Origin of the sequence: Streptomyces sp. NPDC052721 (genome assembly GCF_040678315.1) — a bacterium.
Lineage (GTDB): Bacteria > Actinomycetota > Actinomycetes > Streptomycetales > Streptomycetaceae > Streptomyces.
On the sequence record NZ_JBFATL010000069.1, the window covers coordinates 9,366 to 24,370 of the forward strand.

The window sequence follows — 15,005 nt, forward strand, 5'->3', positions numbered from 1 at the left end:
CTTGACCTTCACCCCCCCCCCCGGGCTCCCCCCCCCCCCCCCGCGCGCGGGGGCGGGGTTTTCGAGCGGGGGGCGGGGGGGGGGGGCCCCGCCCCCCCCCGCCCCCCACCGCCCTGCCCACTTCTGTCGCCCCTCGTGGTCGCGCTGCCCGCTCGGGGCCGAGGCGGCTGCAGCGGTCGGTGACGACGAAGGCGTACCGGACCGAGTCCGGAGGTGACGTATGTGCCGCCAGTGCAGTCACATGACTCAAGGCGGCAGGTGTGTCCGGTCCTTAGCGTGGCAGCACCAGGCCGCATCACACGGCAGGAGCAGAGCCGGAGACGACACCCATGCGCAGCGCAGGCAACGACTCGCACGACCATGTGGTCCGTAGCGGCTTGCACTACACCCCGGAACCGAGGACTGGTGCGCTCACCCCGCCGGCAGCAGTCACCGCTGTGGGCGTGACGGCCGTCATAGCACCGCGCACGCCCCTCACGCGGGCGCCGCTCACTCCCGCCGTCGAGGTGGGGCCATGAAGACCGCTCTGTCCCGCGTCGCCGACCGGCTGCTGCCGGGCAGCGCCGCGACCTACGGGTCGCTGCCGACACTGCTGGTCGTGCTGACCTTCGTGACGGGCGTGATGGACGCCGTCAGCTACCTCGGCCTCGGCCACGTCTTCGTGGCCAATATGACCGGTAACGTGATCTTCTTCGCGTTCGCCCTGACGGGAGCCAGGAATCTCTCCGTGTGGGCTTCCGTGCCGGCCATCGCCGCGTTCATGGCGGGCGCGTGGGGGGAGGCCCGCCTCGCGGGCACCCCCGCCGGCACCGTGCGGCGTTTCCGGGCCGTGGCCGGCGTTCAGGCTCTGCTGGTGTCGGGCGCCGCCGTGGCGGCTGCCGCGCGGGGAAACCACACGGTGCTGGTCATCCTGCTCGGTTGCGGGATGGGCTTGCAGAACGCGGCCGTCCGCAGACTGGCCGTCCCCGACCTCACCACCACGGTGCTCACCCTCACCGTCACCGGGCTGGCCACCGACCGCCCAGGACGGCCCACGGCACGCCGCCTCACCTCCATCGCCGCGATGCTCTGCGGCGCCCTGTGCGGATCCGCGCTCACCCTGCACGCCGGGACCGCCTGGGCCCTGATCCTTGCCCTGCTCCTGCTGCTTGCCGTCGCGGCAGCTGCGAGCGCCCCAACTGAAAGGAACCACTCGTGACAACCCACGACACCACCGGATGGACCGGCCGCCGCACACTGCTCAAGCGGGCGGCGCTGGCTGCGTCCGTACCTGCCGCCGCCACGCTGCTGGGTGGCCTGCCCGGCACCGCCCACGCGGCCGACACCGCCGGCCTGCCCGACTTCGCACCCGTGCCCAGCCAGGCGTTCGGCCCGGCGCTGAACGATCAGGGTTACCACGTGGGCCGGATAGGCGGCGCCCTGTACTGGGTCACCGACGGCAGTTATCAGGCGATGTTCCTCGCCACCCGGGAGGGCGTGGTACTGGTCGACGCGCCACCCACCATCGGTCACAACCTGCAGCGCGCCATCGACGAGGTCACCGGACCGCTCGGCCTGCCGAGCCGGGTCACGCACCTCGTCTACTCCCACTCCCACGCCGACCACATCGGCGCCGCCGGACTGTGGGGCAAGGACGTCGAACGCATCGGCCACGTCGAGAACCGCCGCCTGCTGCGGCGCGACGCGGACCCTCAGCGCCCCGCGCCCACCACCGTCTTCGAGGAGCACCTCACCGTCGAGGTCGGCGGTGAACGCCTGGAACTGGCCTACCACGGGCCCAACCACTCGCCGGACAACATCTACGTGTACGCCCCCGACTACCGCACCCTGATGCTGGTCGACGTCGTCTACCCGGGCTGGGTGCCCTTCAAGGAGCTGGCGGTCTCGCAGGACATCCCCGGCTGGATCAAGGCCCACGACACGGCGCTGAGCTACCCCTGGCGGACCCTCGTCGGCGGCCACCTCGGGCGTCTGGGCCGGCGTTCGGACGCGGAGACGCAGAAGCAGTACATGGACGACCTGACGGCCAGCACACGCGCCGCCCTCACCGGCCTCGACCCGACCCCGTACTTCGCCAAGTACGGGCCGTCCGGCAACGCGTGGGCCATCTTCAAGACCTACCTGGCCGCCGTCGCCGAACACGCCGCTGCCCCGGTGACCGACAAGTACCTGGGGGTGCTGGCCGCGGCGGACGTCTTCACCGTGGACAACGCCGCCGCGCTGCTCGAATCGCTCCGCATCGACTCCGACGTCCTCGGCCCGTTCGGGATCCACGCATGAGAGCCAGGCCACCGACCGGCTTCCTCACCGACATCGTCCAGGCAGGAGGCATCGACATCGAGTACGCCCGCGGCGGCGAGGGACCCACCGTGGTGCTGCTGCACGGCTACCCGCAGACGTGGTACGAGTGGCGGGGCGTCATGCTCGCCCTCGCCGAGCACTACACCGTCATCGCGCCGAGCCTGCGCGGCGCCGGCCGGTCCAGCGCGCCCAGCGACGGCTACGACAAGAAGACCATGGCGACCGACGTGCACGCGCTGCTGCTGCACCTCGGCCTGGCCGAGGACGTGCGCCTGGTCGGCCACGACATCGGCAGCATGGTCGCGTACGCCTATGCCGCACAGTTCCCCGACGAGGTGCGGCGGTTGGTGCTCAGCGAGGCGCCGATACCCGACCAGAGCATCTACCGCGCCCCCGCACTCACCCCCGCCGGGCCGGGAGCCTGGAACTGGGGCTTCTCCAACCTGGCCGAGGGCTTGCCGGAGAGCGTTGTCGCGGGAAGAGAGCGGACCTGGATCGAAGGGTTCATCACCGCCAAAGCCGTCCAGAAGCACCGGGCGACCGACCCGGACGCGCTGGACGAGTACGCGCTGCGGCTCAGCGATCCCGCGCACCTGCGGGCGAGCTTCGCCTGGTTCAGGGCATTCGGCCAGGACATCGCCGACAACGCGCGGTTCGCCCAGGCGCCCTTGGAGATGCCCGTCCTGGCCGTCGGCGCGGCGGCGAGCCACGGTACGCGCATCGCGGACCAGGTGCGGCAGTACGCGCGGAACGTCAGGGGAGCGGTCGTCGACGACTGCGGCCACTGGCTCTACGAGGAGCGGCCCGAGGAGGCCACCCGACTGCTTCTGAACTTCCTCGCCTGACACACCGACGAAAGCCGTCCCGGCTGTTGCACCGGAGTCTCTGCGGCTTCAGCCGGGCACGTCCGCTCGGCCCTCTGCGGATCGGCGCAGCCGGACGTCGAGACCCGCAGTCATCCGACTCAAGCGGCCCCAGGTACTGCTCACGCACTCTGGCAGCACCGCGCCGCGCTGACCGAGCGCCGTCCGACCGCGCGGCCGGACCGTCCCAGGAAGGGGATCGTCATGCCCCCAGCCCGCATTCTCGTCGTCGGAGGTGGCTTCGCGGGGATCTCCTGCGCCCGCCGTCTGGAAAGACTGCTGGCGCCTGACGAAGCCGAACTCGTGCTGGTCACCCCGCTCAGCTACGAGCTGTACCTGCCCCTGCTGCCCCAGGTCGCGGCCGGGGTGCTCACCCCTCAGTCGGTCGCCGTCTCACTGCGCAGGTCGCTCCGCCGTACCCGGATCGTCCCGGGCAGCGCCATCGGCGTCGACCCGCAGGCCAAGGTCTGCGCGATTCGACTGATCACCGATGAGGTCACCGCAGAGCGCTACGACCACGTGGTCCTCGCCGCCGGCAGCGTCACCCGCGCCTTTGACATCCCCGGAGTGGCCGCCGAGGCCCACGGGATGAAGACCCTCGCCGAGGCCGTGGCCATGCGCGACCACGTCGTCTCCCAACTGGACCTGGCCGCTGCCACCCGCGACCCGCGGGAGCGGGACGCCCGGCTCGGCTTCGTCGTGGTCGGCGGCGGGTACGCGGGCACCGAGACCGCGGCCTACCTGCAGCGCCTCACCGTCTCGGCGGCGCGCCGTTACCCCGGCCTGAGCCCGGAAATGATCCGCTGGCACCTGGTTGATCAAGCACCCAGGCTGATGCCCGAACTCGGTGATCACCTCGGTCGAAAGGCACAGCAACTGCTCCGCCGCCGTGGTGTGGAGATCTCGCTGGGCACCAGCGTGGCGCGCGCGGAGCCCGCAGCGGTCACCCTCACCGACGGGCGCAGGCTGCCCACCCGCACTCTGATCTGGACCGCGGGTGTCGCCCCCAGCCCTCTGGTCGCCACCCTGGACGCCGTCACCACCCGCGGTCGCCTCACCGTGAACTCCGACCTGACGGTGCCCGGCCTGGAGGGCGTCTTCGCCATCGGCGACGCGGCTGCCGTACCCGACGTGATCAACGGCGGCGACGCCGTCTGCCCGCCCACCGCGCAGCACGCCCTGCGCCAGGGACGGGTCGCCGGCACCAATGTCGCCGCACGGCTCCGGGGACAGCCGCTGCGCCCTTACCGGCACCATGACCTGGGCCTAGTCGTGGACCTGGGCGGACCACAGGCGGTCTCCCGACCGCTGGGCGTGCCGCTCAGCGGGCTGCCCGCCCAGGTAGTCGCTCGCGGCTACCATCTGCTCGCACTGCGCACCGCCGTCGCCAAGACCCGCGTTGCCACCAACTGGGCCCTGCACGCCCTGGCCGGGGACGACTTCGTCCGTACCGGTTTCCTGTCGGGGCAGCCGACCACCCTGCGCGCGCTCGAGCCGGTGACCGGCTACCTGGCCCCGAGCGCGCTGCGCCCGGAGGAAGCCACCACCATGCCGGAGGCAACAGCCTGACGTCCCATCAGGTCCGTGCTCTGAGAGAGGTGCCTCAGTGAACCCGCAGCGATGTCTTCTTCTCCCCCACGGGTGGAGCGCGGTGCTGCCCGGCACCTCCGTGAGGCGCGCGCCCGCGCCGTCCGCGCACGCTGCCGGCCGCCCGCGCCGAGGCCGCCCCGCGCCACGGCGAGGAGTACGGACTGTGGGGCGGCCTGTCCGAGACGGAGCGCCGCACCCTCGACCGCGCCGACGCACTGAGGTGGGCTGCTGCTCGCAGTCGGTGTCTCCTCGCGCCGAGGCCCCGTACGCGGTCCAGGCCGGCGTCACCGCCGCCGGGGAACGGCCCTGGGACGGCCGGCAGTCCGGTCAGCCGAGCACGGCAGGCACCGCCGCGGCCCCGGCAAGCGCTGGTGAGGTGACCACCGACGGCCCTTCCAGGCCGGTGGCCGGAGCGCACGGCGCAGCCGGGCTCCCGCGGGCCCGGTCTCCGCACCCGAGGTCCCCCTCATGACGAACCCCCTGATCGCCGCATTCCAGCCCTGAGGCACCGACCACCCGAAAGGACCACCATGCCCGTTCCTGAGTTGGAGCAGACCGTGGCCCGGCTGCGCACCGCCCACCGCAGCGGGGTCAACCGGCCGACAGCTCGTCGCAAGGAGCATCTGCGCCGCCTGCGCGCCATGCTCGTCGACTGCGGACCGCAGTTCGCTGAGGCGCTCCACGCCGACCTCGGCAAGAGCCCGGTCGAGGCGTACCGCACCGAGATCGACTACGCCGTCCGCGAGATCGACTACATCCTGGCTCACCTCGACGACTGGCTGCAGCGCCAACCCGTCTCCATTCCCCCGCAGTTGGGCTCCGCCGAGGCGTGGACGCAGCTGGCACCGCTGGGCGTGGTGCTGGTCATCGCGCCGTGGAACTACCCGCTTCACCTCGTCGCCGTCCCGCTCGCCGGGGCGCTCGCGGCCGGGAACACGGTGGTGGTCAAGCCCAGTGAGCTTGCCAGTGCCACGTCCGCCGCGCTGGCACGGCTGCTGCCCTGCTACCTGCCCGCGGATGCTGTCGCCGTCGTGGAGGGCGGCCCCGCTGAGACCACGGCCCTTCTGGAACAGCGCTTCGACCACATCCTCTACACCGGCAACGGGACCGTCGGGCGTGTCGTCATGGCCGCCGCAGCCCGTCACCTCACCCCCGTCACCCTGGAACTCGGCGGCAAGTCCCCGGTGTTCGTGGACCGCGGTACCGACCTGGAGGAGGTCGCCACGCGGCTGGTGGCGGTCAAGTTCATCAACGCCGGACAGACCTGCGTGGCGCCGGACTACGTGCTCACCGACCGGCAGACCGCTCCGGGCCTCGAGGACGCGCTGGCCAAAGCCGTCGACGCGGCGTACGGCTCCGCACCCGCGCTCGCGCCGGAGTACGCAAGGATCGTGAACGACCGGCACCACCGGCGACTGGTCCGCCTGCTCACATCCGGCCGCATCGTCACCGGCGGTGCCCACGACCCTGAGACGCGCTTCATCGCCCCGACCGTGCTGGCCGACGTGGCGGCGGACGCGCCCGTCATGCAGGAGGAGATCTTCGGGCCCATCCTGCCCGTGCTGACCGTCGAGAACCTCGACGAGGCGATCTCCTTCATCAACGCCCGTCCCGCCCCGCTGGGCCTGTACGCCTTCTGTGACCATGCCGCCACCCGGGAGCGCCTGCTCAACGAGACCACCTCCGGCGGTATCACCTTCGGCCTGCCCATGGCCCAGTTCCTTGTGCCCGAGCTACCTTTCGGCGGCGTCGGAGAGAGCGGTATGGGCAGCTACCACGGCCGACACACCGTCACCACCCTCAGCCACCGCCGCTCGGTCGTGGCCCAGCCCTGACGTACGCTCGTGGAGAGAGGTTCCCTCAGTGGAGCGTTCGCGCTTGCGCGAAGGCCGGGTACCGGCAGGACGAGCCTGCTCGCAGCCACCCGGCGGCCCGGGTGTCGGGTGCCGGCTACCACCGGATCGCGAGCGGGGTCGTGCGTGAAATCCTCAGACGGCGGCACGTCACACACCTCAAACGGGTCGCGGAGCACGGCCGTGCGATGGCCGGCGAGGCCCGATCGGCGTTCGCTTCGCCTTCGGGCGGCGAGCGGACGTCCAGCCCTGACCCCGGCGTCGGCCCGGCCGACACACGTTCGTGGCTGTGGCACGTTCGCAGCGTCCTGGTTGGATACTGGGGCACATGCGCGTCGAATACGACCCGGAGGCGATGAGCAGCACCGCCTTCTACAAATTCCTGACGTCGGTCGTCATTCCCCGGCCGATCGCCTGGGTATCCACGATCACAGCGGACGCGGGTACCGAAAACCTCGCCCCCCATTCCTTTTTCAGCATCGCGAGCACCGATCCTCCGATCGTCCAGTTCACCTCGATCGGCCGCAAGGACTCCCTGCGCAATGTCGAGGACACCGGCGAGTTCGTCGTCAACTTCTCGTCCGAACCACTCTTGCAGCTGATCAACGCCACCGCGATCGACTTCCCTCGGTCGGTCAGTGAATTCGACACCGCGGGTATCGAGCGCGAAGCCAGCAGGCGCGTGCGACCGCCGAGAGTGGCCGCCTCCCATGTGGTGTTGGAGTGCCGTTCGCATACCACTTTGCGGATGGGCAACTCGACGCTCGTCTTCGGACGCGTGCTCCATGCGGCAGTGGACGAGGAATACATCGTCGATGACCGCCCCAGCAGCGTTTTGCTGCGTCCGCTCACCAAACTCGGCGGCGACGAGTGGGGCACTCTCGGCGACGTCCTGCACTTGAGCCGCATCCCTTACGAGGAGCCGCGCACCAACTGATCGGAGTCGGATGACCGCCGTTCGGGTGCCACCGACCGGTGGAAAGGGGAAGCCTCGCGCGGACAGCCCACGGTCACGCGCGTCGAGAACCGCGGCTTGTTCCTTGGTCGAGCGCGACCGTCCCCCTCGTCCCTGCCGCCCGGCGTCCGGCGGCCTCGCCACCGACCTGCGCATACTCCCATGAGTAACTGAACGGTTACACCGGTGCGCTTTCGTTGCACCATTCTTGGTTGTTCAATCCAAAACTTTGTTAGGGTGAGTGGCATGAAACCGTGCGGCGCTTTGCGGGGACAGTGATCTTGATTGATCGCTCCACCACCGCTGCCGCGCGGCGGTTCTCCACGGAGAGAGCCCCGCACCCTTCGCTGATCGCCCAAGGAGTTCCCAGATGGATTTGTCTCTCACCGACAAGGTCGTTGTGGTCACCGGCGCGAGTCGGGGCGTCGGCCTCGCGACTGTGCAGTCCTTCGTCCAGGAGGGCGCGATGGTCGTCGCCGGTGCCCGCACCGTCTCCACCGCGTTGCAGGAGCTGGCCGCCCACGCTCAGGTGCTGCCTGTCTCAGTGGACCTGGCTACCGGCGACGGTCCGCAACAGCTCGTCGACGCGGCCGTTCAGCGGTTCGGCGGAGTGGACGTCCTCGTCAACAACGTGGGTGCGGTCAGCCCTCGCCTGCAGGGCATCGCCTCCATCACGGACGAGCAGTGGCTCGAAACGATGAATCTCAACCTGATGAGCGCGGTCCGCGCCTCTCGTGCCGCCCTGCCCAGCCTGCTGGACAGGCAGGGCGTCATTGTCAACGTCAGTTCGGTCAACGCGTTCCTCCCCGACCCCGGCGTCGCCGACTACACCGTCTCCAAGGCCGCGCTCACCAACTTCTCGAAGGCTCTGTCCAAGGAGGTCGGCCCGCAGGGCGTGCGTGTCAACACCGTCAGCCCCGGCCCGGTGACGACTGACATCTGGACCGCGGAGAGTGGCCTCGTCGGCACCATGGCTGCCGCCATGGGGGTCGACATGGAATCGGCGACCGAACAGTTCGTCACCGAGCTCGGCGGTTTTGCCACAGGCCGCTTCACGCGCCCCGAGGAAGTCGCCGACCTCATTGTCATGATCGCCAGCAGCCGCGCCGGCAACGTCACGGGTGCCGACTTCGTCATCGACGGCGGACTCATCAAGACTCTCTGATCCCTCACACCTGCCGGAGCCGACCCGGTCGGCCCGACGTACAGACAAAGGACCGCGACATGAAGAAGAACCTCCTGGGCGCCCTCGCCTCCGGAGCCGTGGCCGCAACGGCGCTGGCCGCGTTCGCCAACGTTCCCGCATCGGCACACTCCGCGGCGCCACCTACCGCGGCGTCAGGAACCGGTCACCATGCCGATGTGCCCCAGCCGAAGCTTCCGGTCGGCTTCACCGAGCGCAAGGTCAAGGTGGGCGACGGGGGGATCAACTACGTCGAGGGCGGCCGGGGCAGGACACTCGTCCTCGTGCACGGCTACCCCCAGACCTGGTACGAGTGGCACAAGGTGCTTCCCGAGCTCAGCAAGCATTACCACGTCATCGCCCCCGACCTGCGGGGCGCAGGGGGCAGTGACGCGCCCGCCACCGGATACGACAAGAAGTCCATGGCCGCGGACATCCATGGACTGCTGCAGAAGCTCGGCCGCACCGACGACATCTTCCTGGTCGGCCATGACATCGGCACCATGGTGGCCTACGCCTACGCCGCCGCCTATCCCGGTGAGGTTTCCAAGCTGGTCCTCACCGAGGCGCCCATCCCGGACAAGGTCATCTACAGCTACCCGGCCCTGACGCCCCAGGGTCCCGGGTTCTGGAACTTCGGGTTCTTCAACGTCACCAATGGCCTGCCGGAGCAGACCGTCAACGGGCGCGAGACTCAGTGGGTCGAGAGCTTCTCCGACATGCTCGAGTACAACAAGAACGGCATCACACCCCGCGACGCCGCGATATACGGCCACTACCTCAAGGACGACGCACACCTGCGCGCCAGCTTCGAGTGGTTCCGCACCCTTCATCAGGACGTTGCCGACAACGCCGTCAACGCCAAGACGAAACTCAACATGCCCGTCCTCGCTCTCGGCGCCCAGTACAGCTTGGGCCAGTCCGTTCCCGACCAGGTCGGCCGGTACGCGACGCATGTCACCGGCGGGGTGGTCGCCGGCTCCGGGCACTGGCTCTGGGAGGAGAAGCCCGCCGAGATGACCCGGCGTCTCCTCGACTTCCTCGGGAAATGACCGAAGCATCCACCGTCGCTGATGCTCGGCGCACGGCAGCGCCGGAACCAGGGACAGTCCCGGCCGGGTATCGGGCATCGGTCGAAACCGGGGAACCGGAAACGACCTTGCCCACACCGTCGGGCCCCTGAACGCCGGCGTCCGGAGCCACGACTCATCCTGCCGCGGCCGGCATCGCGCACCGCGCATTTCGGCCGGCGGCAGGCAATACCAGGGCGCATCAGCCGTCACAGCCAGACAGCCGGCCCGACCCCTGTGGCAGACGGTCCCCAGCGGTCCCAGGTGTGCGTGGACCACTTCCAGTATGCGGGGCCTTCGCCGGTAGGGAGTCGGACCGGGGCAGGCAGGTCCATGAGCGCGAGTTCGGCCGGGTCGACGACGGCGGTGATCCCGGTGATGAGGCCTTCGGCGACGGTGAAGGCAAGGAGGGAGCGCGGGGTGCCGTCCTCGTCCCAGGAGATGACGCCGGGGAGGCCGTTGACGGTTGCCGCATGTCCTCGTGCCGCACTGCCAGCCACTCGCGCGCGGGTGGCGACTTCGGTGGCCCCGAGCGTGACGAACCTGCCGTTCGGGGTGTGGACGGTGAACCTCACTTCGGGGTGGAGAACCTGCAGCAGCTGATCGAACCGGCCGTCGCGGGCCGCGGTCAGGAAGGCCTGCACCACCTCGCGTTGCTGTCGTCCGCCGCTTGCGGCTCCCGGGCGGCCCGTACTTTCCTGCGGGCGCGGCTGGTGAGCATTTTGGTCGCGTCGGCGGATCTGCCGAGGATGGTGCCGACCTCCCCGTGGGGCACGGCGAACACGTCGTGCAGTACGAACGCCAGTCGTTCGTCCGGGCGCAGCGAGTCGAGGACCGCCAGGAGCGCGAGGCCGACGGAGTCCCCAGCGCCACGAGGCCTTCGGGAGCAGGAGCGTCGTCGAGCGTCACGGTGAATTCCGGCAGCCGGTCGTCGAGGGAAACATGCGGGCGGGTGCGGCCCGAGCGCAGGACGTCGAGGCTGATGCGGCCGACCACGGTGGTCAGCCAGCCGCCGAGGTTGTCGATGGTGTCGCCGGTCCTGGCGGGAGAGACGCGGCCACGCCTCTTGGACCACGTCTTCAGCATCGGTGTGTGATCCGAGCATGCGGTAGACGACGGCGCGGAGCCGGTCACGGCGGGACTCGAAGGCTTCGGCGATCAGCGCCAGTCAGATCAACAGCTGCTCGGCGTGCGTCTACGCCAGTGTCGCCGGGGGGAAGAAGGCCGGTGACACCGACGAGCGGCTGCACAACGTAGCGGCGTGGCGAGAGGCGCCGTTCTACACCGATGCTGAGCGTGCGGCTCTGGCGCTGGCCGAGGCCGCCACCCGGTTGCAGGACGGTGCGCCGGGTGTCACCGACGAGATCTGGGAAGAGGGCAACGTCCATTTCACCGAGGAGCAGATCGGCGCGAGCAACCTGGAGATCGCGCTGACCAACTTCTTCAACCGGATCAACCGCACCATCAAGGAACCGGCCGGCAAGACCTGGGGCTGAGCCCAGCGCGGCTCGTATCCACTGACGCTTCGCCAGCACATGATCTTCGGGTGAGCCACGAGGCCGGACAGGCGTGAAGCCCCTGGGAGAACCGGCCTGACTCTCCGACATCGAGCCGGGTTCCACCCCGGACATCACCGCGGCCCGTATCCACGTGCTGCCCGCGCTGTACAAGGCCGCCGCCAACGGGCTCCCCCGCTCGCCGACAAGGGCTACACCGGCGTCGGCATCGGCATCGTCCTCAAACAGGCACTGACCCCTCGGCAGTTCGCGGCCGTCGATTCCAGTCAGCGGCAAGGGGACCGATTGGTGGAGTGTCGCGGGGTGGCCGACAGGTCCAGTCGGGTCACCCATGAACGTGACTGCCTCGCCGAAGGTTCGGGATCGCGGCCGACAGGCCGAAGCGCCGGCCTCCGTACACCTCGGTCATGAGCGATGCCGAACGGGCACTCGTGCGGGATCCGCTGCCGGTGCCGGGATGGCCGGCAGGCCTGGGCGGGCGTACAAGCCGACCGGCGAACGCTGGTTCTCCCGGATGCGCCGGCTCTGCTGCGGCGGTGTCCCTGGCCGGAGAACGTCCGTAGCTCGACTCAGTGATCCGCGGCCTGGTGCAGCGGCCTTCCGGCTGGGTGGCGCAGCGGACGACCTCCCGCCGGAACGCCAGGTCCTGACCGCTGTCGAGGCGCTGGAACGATGTACCGGAAGAGGCGCCGTTACCGGACCGTCCTGCCGAGCCTGACCTGACGGGCCGCTGCGCGACACGAACGACCGTGTCGCGCAGCGCCGGCTCGGCGCCGCGTGCCGGTGCCCGCGGGCCTCGCCGGCACCGCACGCGTCACTCTTCGGTAGGGCGAAGGACCGCCTGAAGGTGTGACAGATCGTCACGACGGTTGCCGACCGGCGGACGCGGACCGTGCAGGACCCGGTGCGCCCTGACACGACGGACCGCGTCGGACTCACCGATGGTCAGGCGGCGAGAGAGGCCTCGATTGCCTGCGTGCCCTTCTCAAGGGCTTCCTCGAGCTGAGGAGAGGCCATCCCGTTGACCGAGATGATCTCCACGTCCGTGATGCCGACGAAGGCGAGCGCGCTGCGCAGGTAAGGGGCGTGGAAGTCCATGGCGGCGAAGGCGGGGTCGGTGAAGTCGCTGCCGGAGGCACGGATCACGATGGCCTTCTTGCCGGTCAGCAGACCCTGGGGGCCCTCGGAGCCGTAGGCGAAGGTGCGCCCTGCCATGAAGATCTGGTCGATCCAGGCCTTGAAAGCGGCCGGGACATTGAAGTTGTAGACGGGCACGCCCAGCAGCAGAACGTCGGCGGCTTCGACCTCGCGGATGAGCTCTCCGGCGGCTGAGACAGCAGCGGCGGAGTCGGCAGTGTGGTACTCGGAGGGAGCGAAGACGCCGGTGATCCAGTCCTCGCTGACGAAGGCGGGAGCCTGCAGCGACACATCACGGTAGGTGACCGTTCCCTGGGGGTTCGCGCTCTTCCAGGCAGCCGCGTACTTCGCGGACAGCTGGCGGGTGAGGGAGCCGGCGTTGCGTGCGCTCGAGTCGATGTGGAGCAGGTGGGCCATGGTTTCTTGCCTTCCGAATCAACAGGGGGCGGCCGGTGGGGCCAGCGGGAAGCGGTGTGGTCACCGCTCCTGGAATCGAAGCTAATAGTTCTGGATTAAACTTTCAAGAAAACGGACTGTTACCACCCTCACAGTCCTCGGACCACAGGAGACCGGCGTCGCGGACACCACAGGCACTCACCCCGCGCAGGGGCGCCGTGAGACCGGGGTCGCAAGAGCCACGCAACGCCGCTCGCTCGCGCCCCCGTCACCGCGAAGCCGGCCGCCGGCGGGACGCCCGGCTGCCGCTGCCCCAGGCCAGTACTTGATTATTCGATCCACAACGGGTACCCTGCAGCCCATGGCGCGTCCCCGAGCGTTCGATGTCGACCGAGCCGTCGACCAGGCGATGGAAGTCTTCTGGCGGCAGGGCTACCGCGCCACATCGCTGTCCGACCTGACGTCGGCGCTCGGCATCGGCAGCGGCAGCCTGTACGCCGCTTTCGGATCCAAGGAAGAGCTGTACGCCCGCGCCCTGGAGCGCTACACCTCACGCAACGCCGCCGAACTGGTCATGCACCTGGAGTCCGCCGACGAAGTGCGCCCTGCCTTGCGAGCAGCCCTGACCGCCATGGCCGAAGCCGATCTGTGTGACCCCGAACGGGGCTGCATGCTGGTCAAAGCGGCCACGGAGGGAACTGCCGCCCACGACCCGGGCGGACCGGTCCCGACCACGCTCCGGCTTGTCGAATCGACCATCGCCGCAGCACTGGAACGCGCGAAGGTACGCGGCGAACTCACAGCGGACAAGGACCCAGCGGAACTGGCGCGCCTTTTCACCACCTTCATACAAGGGCTGCGCGTCATGGGAGGAGCGCAAGCCGGACGGAAGTTCCTCGAATCGGCCATCACCGCCGTCATGCGCACCCTGGACTGATGCGGGAGCAGCGACACCCGATGGCACAACGGTTTCCGCATGCCGCCGCCCATGGCCTTGCGGCACACCTTCGCCCTGACTCAGAGTCTCCCGTTGTTTCATCCCGGGACGCGGACTGGCGAGTGCCGACCACCTGAGTCCTGGACACTGGCCGCGGTGACGAGTACGACCAGGAGACCGCCGGAAGCGTCACGCGACCGGACACCGCGCGCGGCGCTCGCCGCGGCGGCCGAGCGCTTCGGCCGCATCGACGTCCTGGAGCCTGCGGCCAGGTGCTGCCCGCCGCGCGCGAGCGGCAGCGGGATCTACAGGCGAACATCGCCATGGCCAAGGACGCGAGGCAAACGGATATCGGCCTGTCCGCCGCCGCGTACGGCCTCGGCGCCGACATCTTCCTGATCGGCTACACGGCACTGGCGATCCCCGGCAACCTCGTCCTGGACGAGGCCGGCCCGAGGTGGTGGATCGGGCGCATCTCCGTCACCTGGGTCTGGTCACCGCGGCCACCACGTTCGCCCACAACGCCTGGACCTTTTTTCTCGTCATCTCGTCCGCCTGCTGTCGGGCGCGACCGCGGCCGGACTCTACCCAGGGCTGATTTCATGGTCAGCGTCTGGTTCCCGCAGGCCGCACGGGCCAGAGTGGTCGGACTGCTCCTCACATCCCGCGACGGTCGCCGGGATCGCCGGCGCTCCCCTCGGCGCCGGTCTGCCGGCGCTGGACGGTGCTGCGGGTCTGCACTCCTGGCAGTGGATGTTCCTGATCGAGGGAGCCGCCAGTGTGCTCGTCGGAATCCTGGTGCGGCTGCGGCTTCCCTCGCGCCCCGAGGCCGCGTCCTGGCTGAGTGCGGAGAAGCGGCCACGCTCATCCGCGGCGCTGCCGAAGCCGCCCTGTCGCAGCCCGCCTCCGTCTCGACCGTCACAGCGGCGCTGCCGAACCCGCCCGTCCTGCTCAGCGCCGCACTGACGTCGGCGGAGTACACGGGCCGCGACAACTGCACCGGGGCGAGAGGAATCCCGGCCGCCGCACGGCCGGGATTCCTCAAGGCGGTGAGTATCGGTCAGCAGGTGGAATCACCCACGCCGTGAACCGTTCGCCCACACGCCTGCGGACCGCACCACATCACGGTCACCGTGAATCGGGAAGGTCAGCGCTGCAGGGTGAGGACGCCCGGCCGCCACGGCAGTTGGTCGTACGGGCCGC

The 15,005-nt window shown here is 69.7% G+C and carries 10 protein-coding genes and 3 pseudogenes; 11 read left to right on the plus strand and 2 right to left on the minus strand.

The genetic code is table 11. The features are described 5' to 3' along the window. Nucleotides 1-514 precede the first annotated feature (514 nt). From AB0L21_RS37740 to AB0L21_RS37775, 8 genes are all read left to right on the plus strand, one after another. Nucleotides 515-1,198 (plus strand): YoaK family protein, encoded by a 684-nt coding sequence (locus AB0L21_RS37740; RefSeq protein ID WP_365788569.1) that lies wholly within the window; start codon nt 515-517, stop codon nt 1,196-1,198. Beyond that, a complete protein-coding gene (locus AB0L21_RS37745) occupies nt 1,195-2,280 on the plus strand; it encodes an MBL fold metallo-hydrolase (RefSeq protein ID WP_365711189.1) in 1,086 nt (361 codons plus the stop codon). Before AB0L21_RS37740 ends, AB0L21_RS37745 begins: the two co-directional genes overlap by 4 nt. Further along, on the plus strand, nt 2,277-3,146 hold the full coding sequence (locus AB0L21_RS37750; protein WP_365788570.1) for an alpha/beta hydrolase: 870 nt from the start codon (nt 2,277-2,279) through the stop codon (nt 3,144-3,146). The genes AB0L21_RS37745 and AB0L21_RS37750 overlap by 4 nt, the downstream gene beginning before the upstream one ends. Nucleotides 3,147-3,368: 222 nt before the next feature. After that, nucleotides 3,369-4,733 (plus strand): NAD(P)/FAD-dependent oxidoreductase, encoded by a 1,365-nt coding sequence (locus tag AB0L21_RS37755; protein WP_365788571.1) that lies wholly within the window; start codon nt 3,369-3,371, stop codon nt 4,731-4,733. A 551-nt stretch (nt 4,734-5,284) separates the two neighbouring features. After that, nucleotides 5,285-6,589, plus strand: a complete 1,305-nt coding sequence (locus AB0L21_RS37760) for an aldehyde dehydrogenase family protein (protein WP_365788572.1) — start codon at nt 5,285-5,287, stop codon at nt 6,587-6,589. Between the two features lie 346 nt (nt 6,590-6,935). Next, nucleotides 6,936-7,544: a flavin reductase family protein gene (locus AB0L21_RS37765; RefSeq protein ID WP_365711181.1), complete on the plus strand. Its 609-nt coding sequence runs from the start codon at nt 6,936-6,938 to the stop codon at nt 7,542-7,544. A gap of 388 nt (nt 7,545-7,932) precedes the next feature. After that, nucleotides 7,933-8,727, plus strand: a complete 795-nt coding sequence (locus tag AB0L21_RS37770) for an oxidoreductase (protein ID WP_365788573.1) — start codon at nt 7,933-7,935, stop codon at nt 8,725-8,727. A gap of 59 nt (nt 8,728-8,786) precedes the next feature. Further along, complete coding sequence (locus AB0L21_RS37775) at nt 8,787-9,797, plus strand: alpha/beta hydrolase (RefSeq protein ID WP_365788574.1); 1,011 nt, start codon at nt 8,787-8,789, stop codon at nt 9,795-9,797. A 335-nt stretch (nt 9,798-10,132) separates the two neighbouring features. On the opposite strand, the pseudogene AB0L21_RS37780 reads toward AB0L21_RS37775, so the two are convergent. Continuing rightward, nucleotides 10,133-10,983 (minus strand): annotated as a pseudogene (locus tag AB0L21_RS37780) (sigma-70 family RNA polymerase sigma factor); the annotation flags it as partial. On the opposite strand from AB0L21_RS37780, the pseudogene AB0L21_RS37785 reads away from it, so the two are divergent. Then, a pseudogene (locus AB0L21_RS37785) lies at nt 10,982-11,311 on the plus strand (carboxymuconolactone decarboxylase family protein); the annotation flags it as partial. The pseudogenes AB0L21_RS37780 and AB0L21_RS37785 sit on opposite strands and share 2 nt — an antisense overlap. Nucleotides 11,312-11,411: 100 nt before the next feature. After that, nucleotides 11,412-11,548: pseudogene (locus AB0L21_RS37790) on the plus strand (IS5/IS1182 family transposase); the annotation flags it as partial. A 729-nt stretch (nt 11,549-12,277) separates the two neighbouring features. On the opposite strand, the gene AB0L21_RS37795 reads toward AB0L21_RS37790, so the two are convergent. Next, the gene (locus AB0L21_RS37795) at nt 12,278-12,886 is read right to left on the minus strand and encodes an NAD(P)H-dependent oxidoreductase (protein ID WP_365711175.1); all 609 of its coding nucleotides are present in this window, start codon (nt 12,884-12,886) and stop codon (nt 12,278-12,280) included. 340 nt (nt 12,887-13,226) lie between these two features. Here AB0L21_RS37795 and AB0L21_RS37800 point away from each other — a divergent pair, with 340 nt between their 5' ends. Further along, nucleotides 13,227-13,802: a TetR/AcrR family transcriptional regulator gene (locus AB0L21_RS37800; protein WP_365711173.1), complete on the plus strand. Its 576-nt coding sequence runs from the start codon at nt 13,227-13,229 to the stop codon at nt 13,800-13,802. The last annotated feature ends 1,203 nt before the right edge of the window (nt 13,803-15,005 follow it).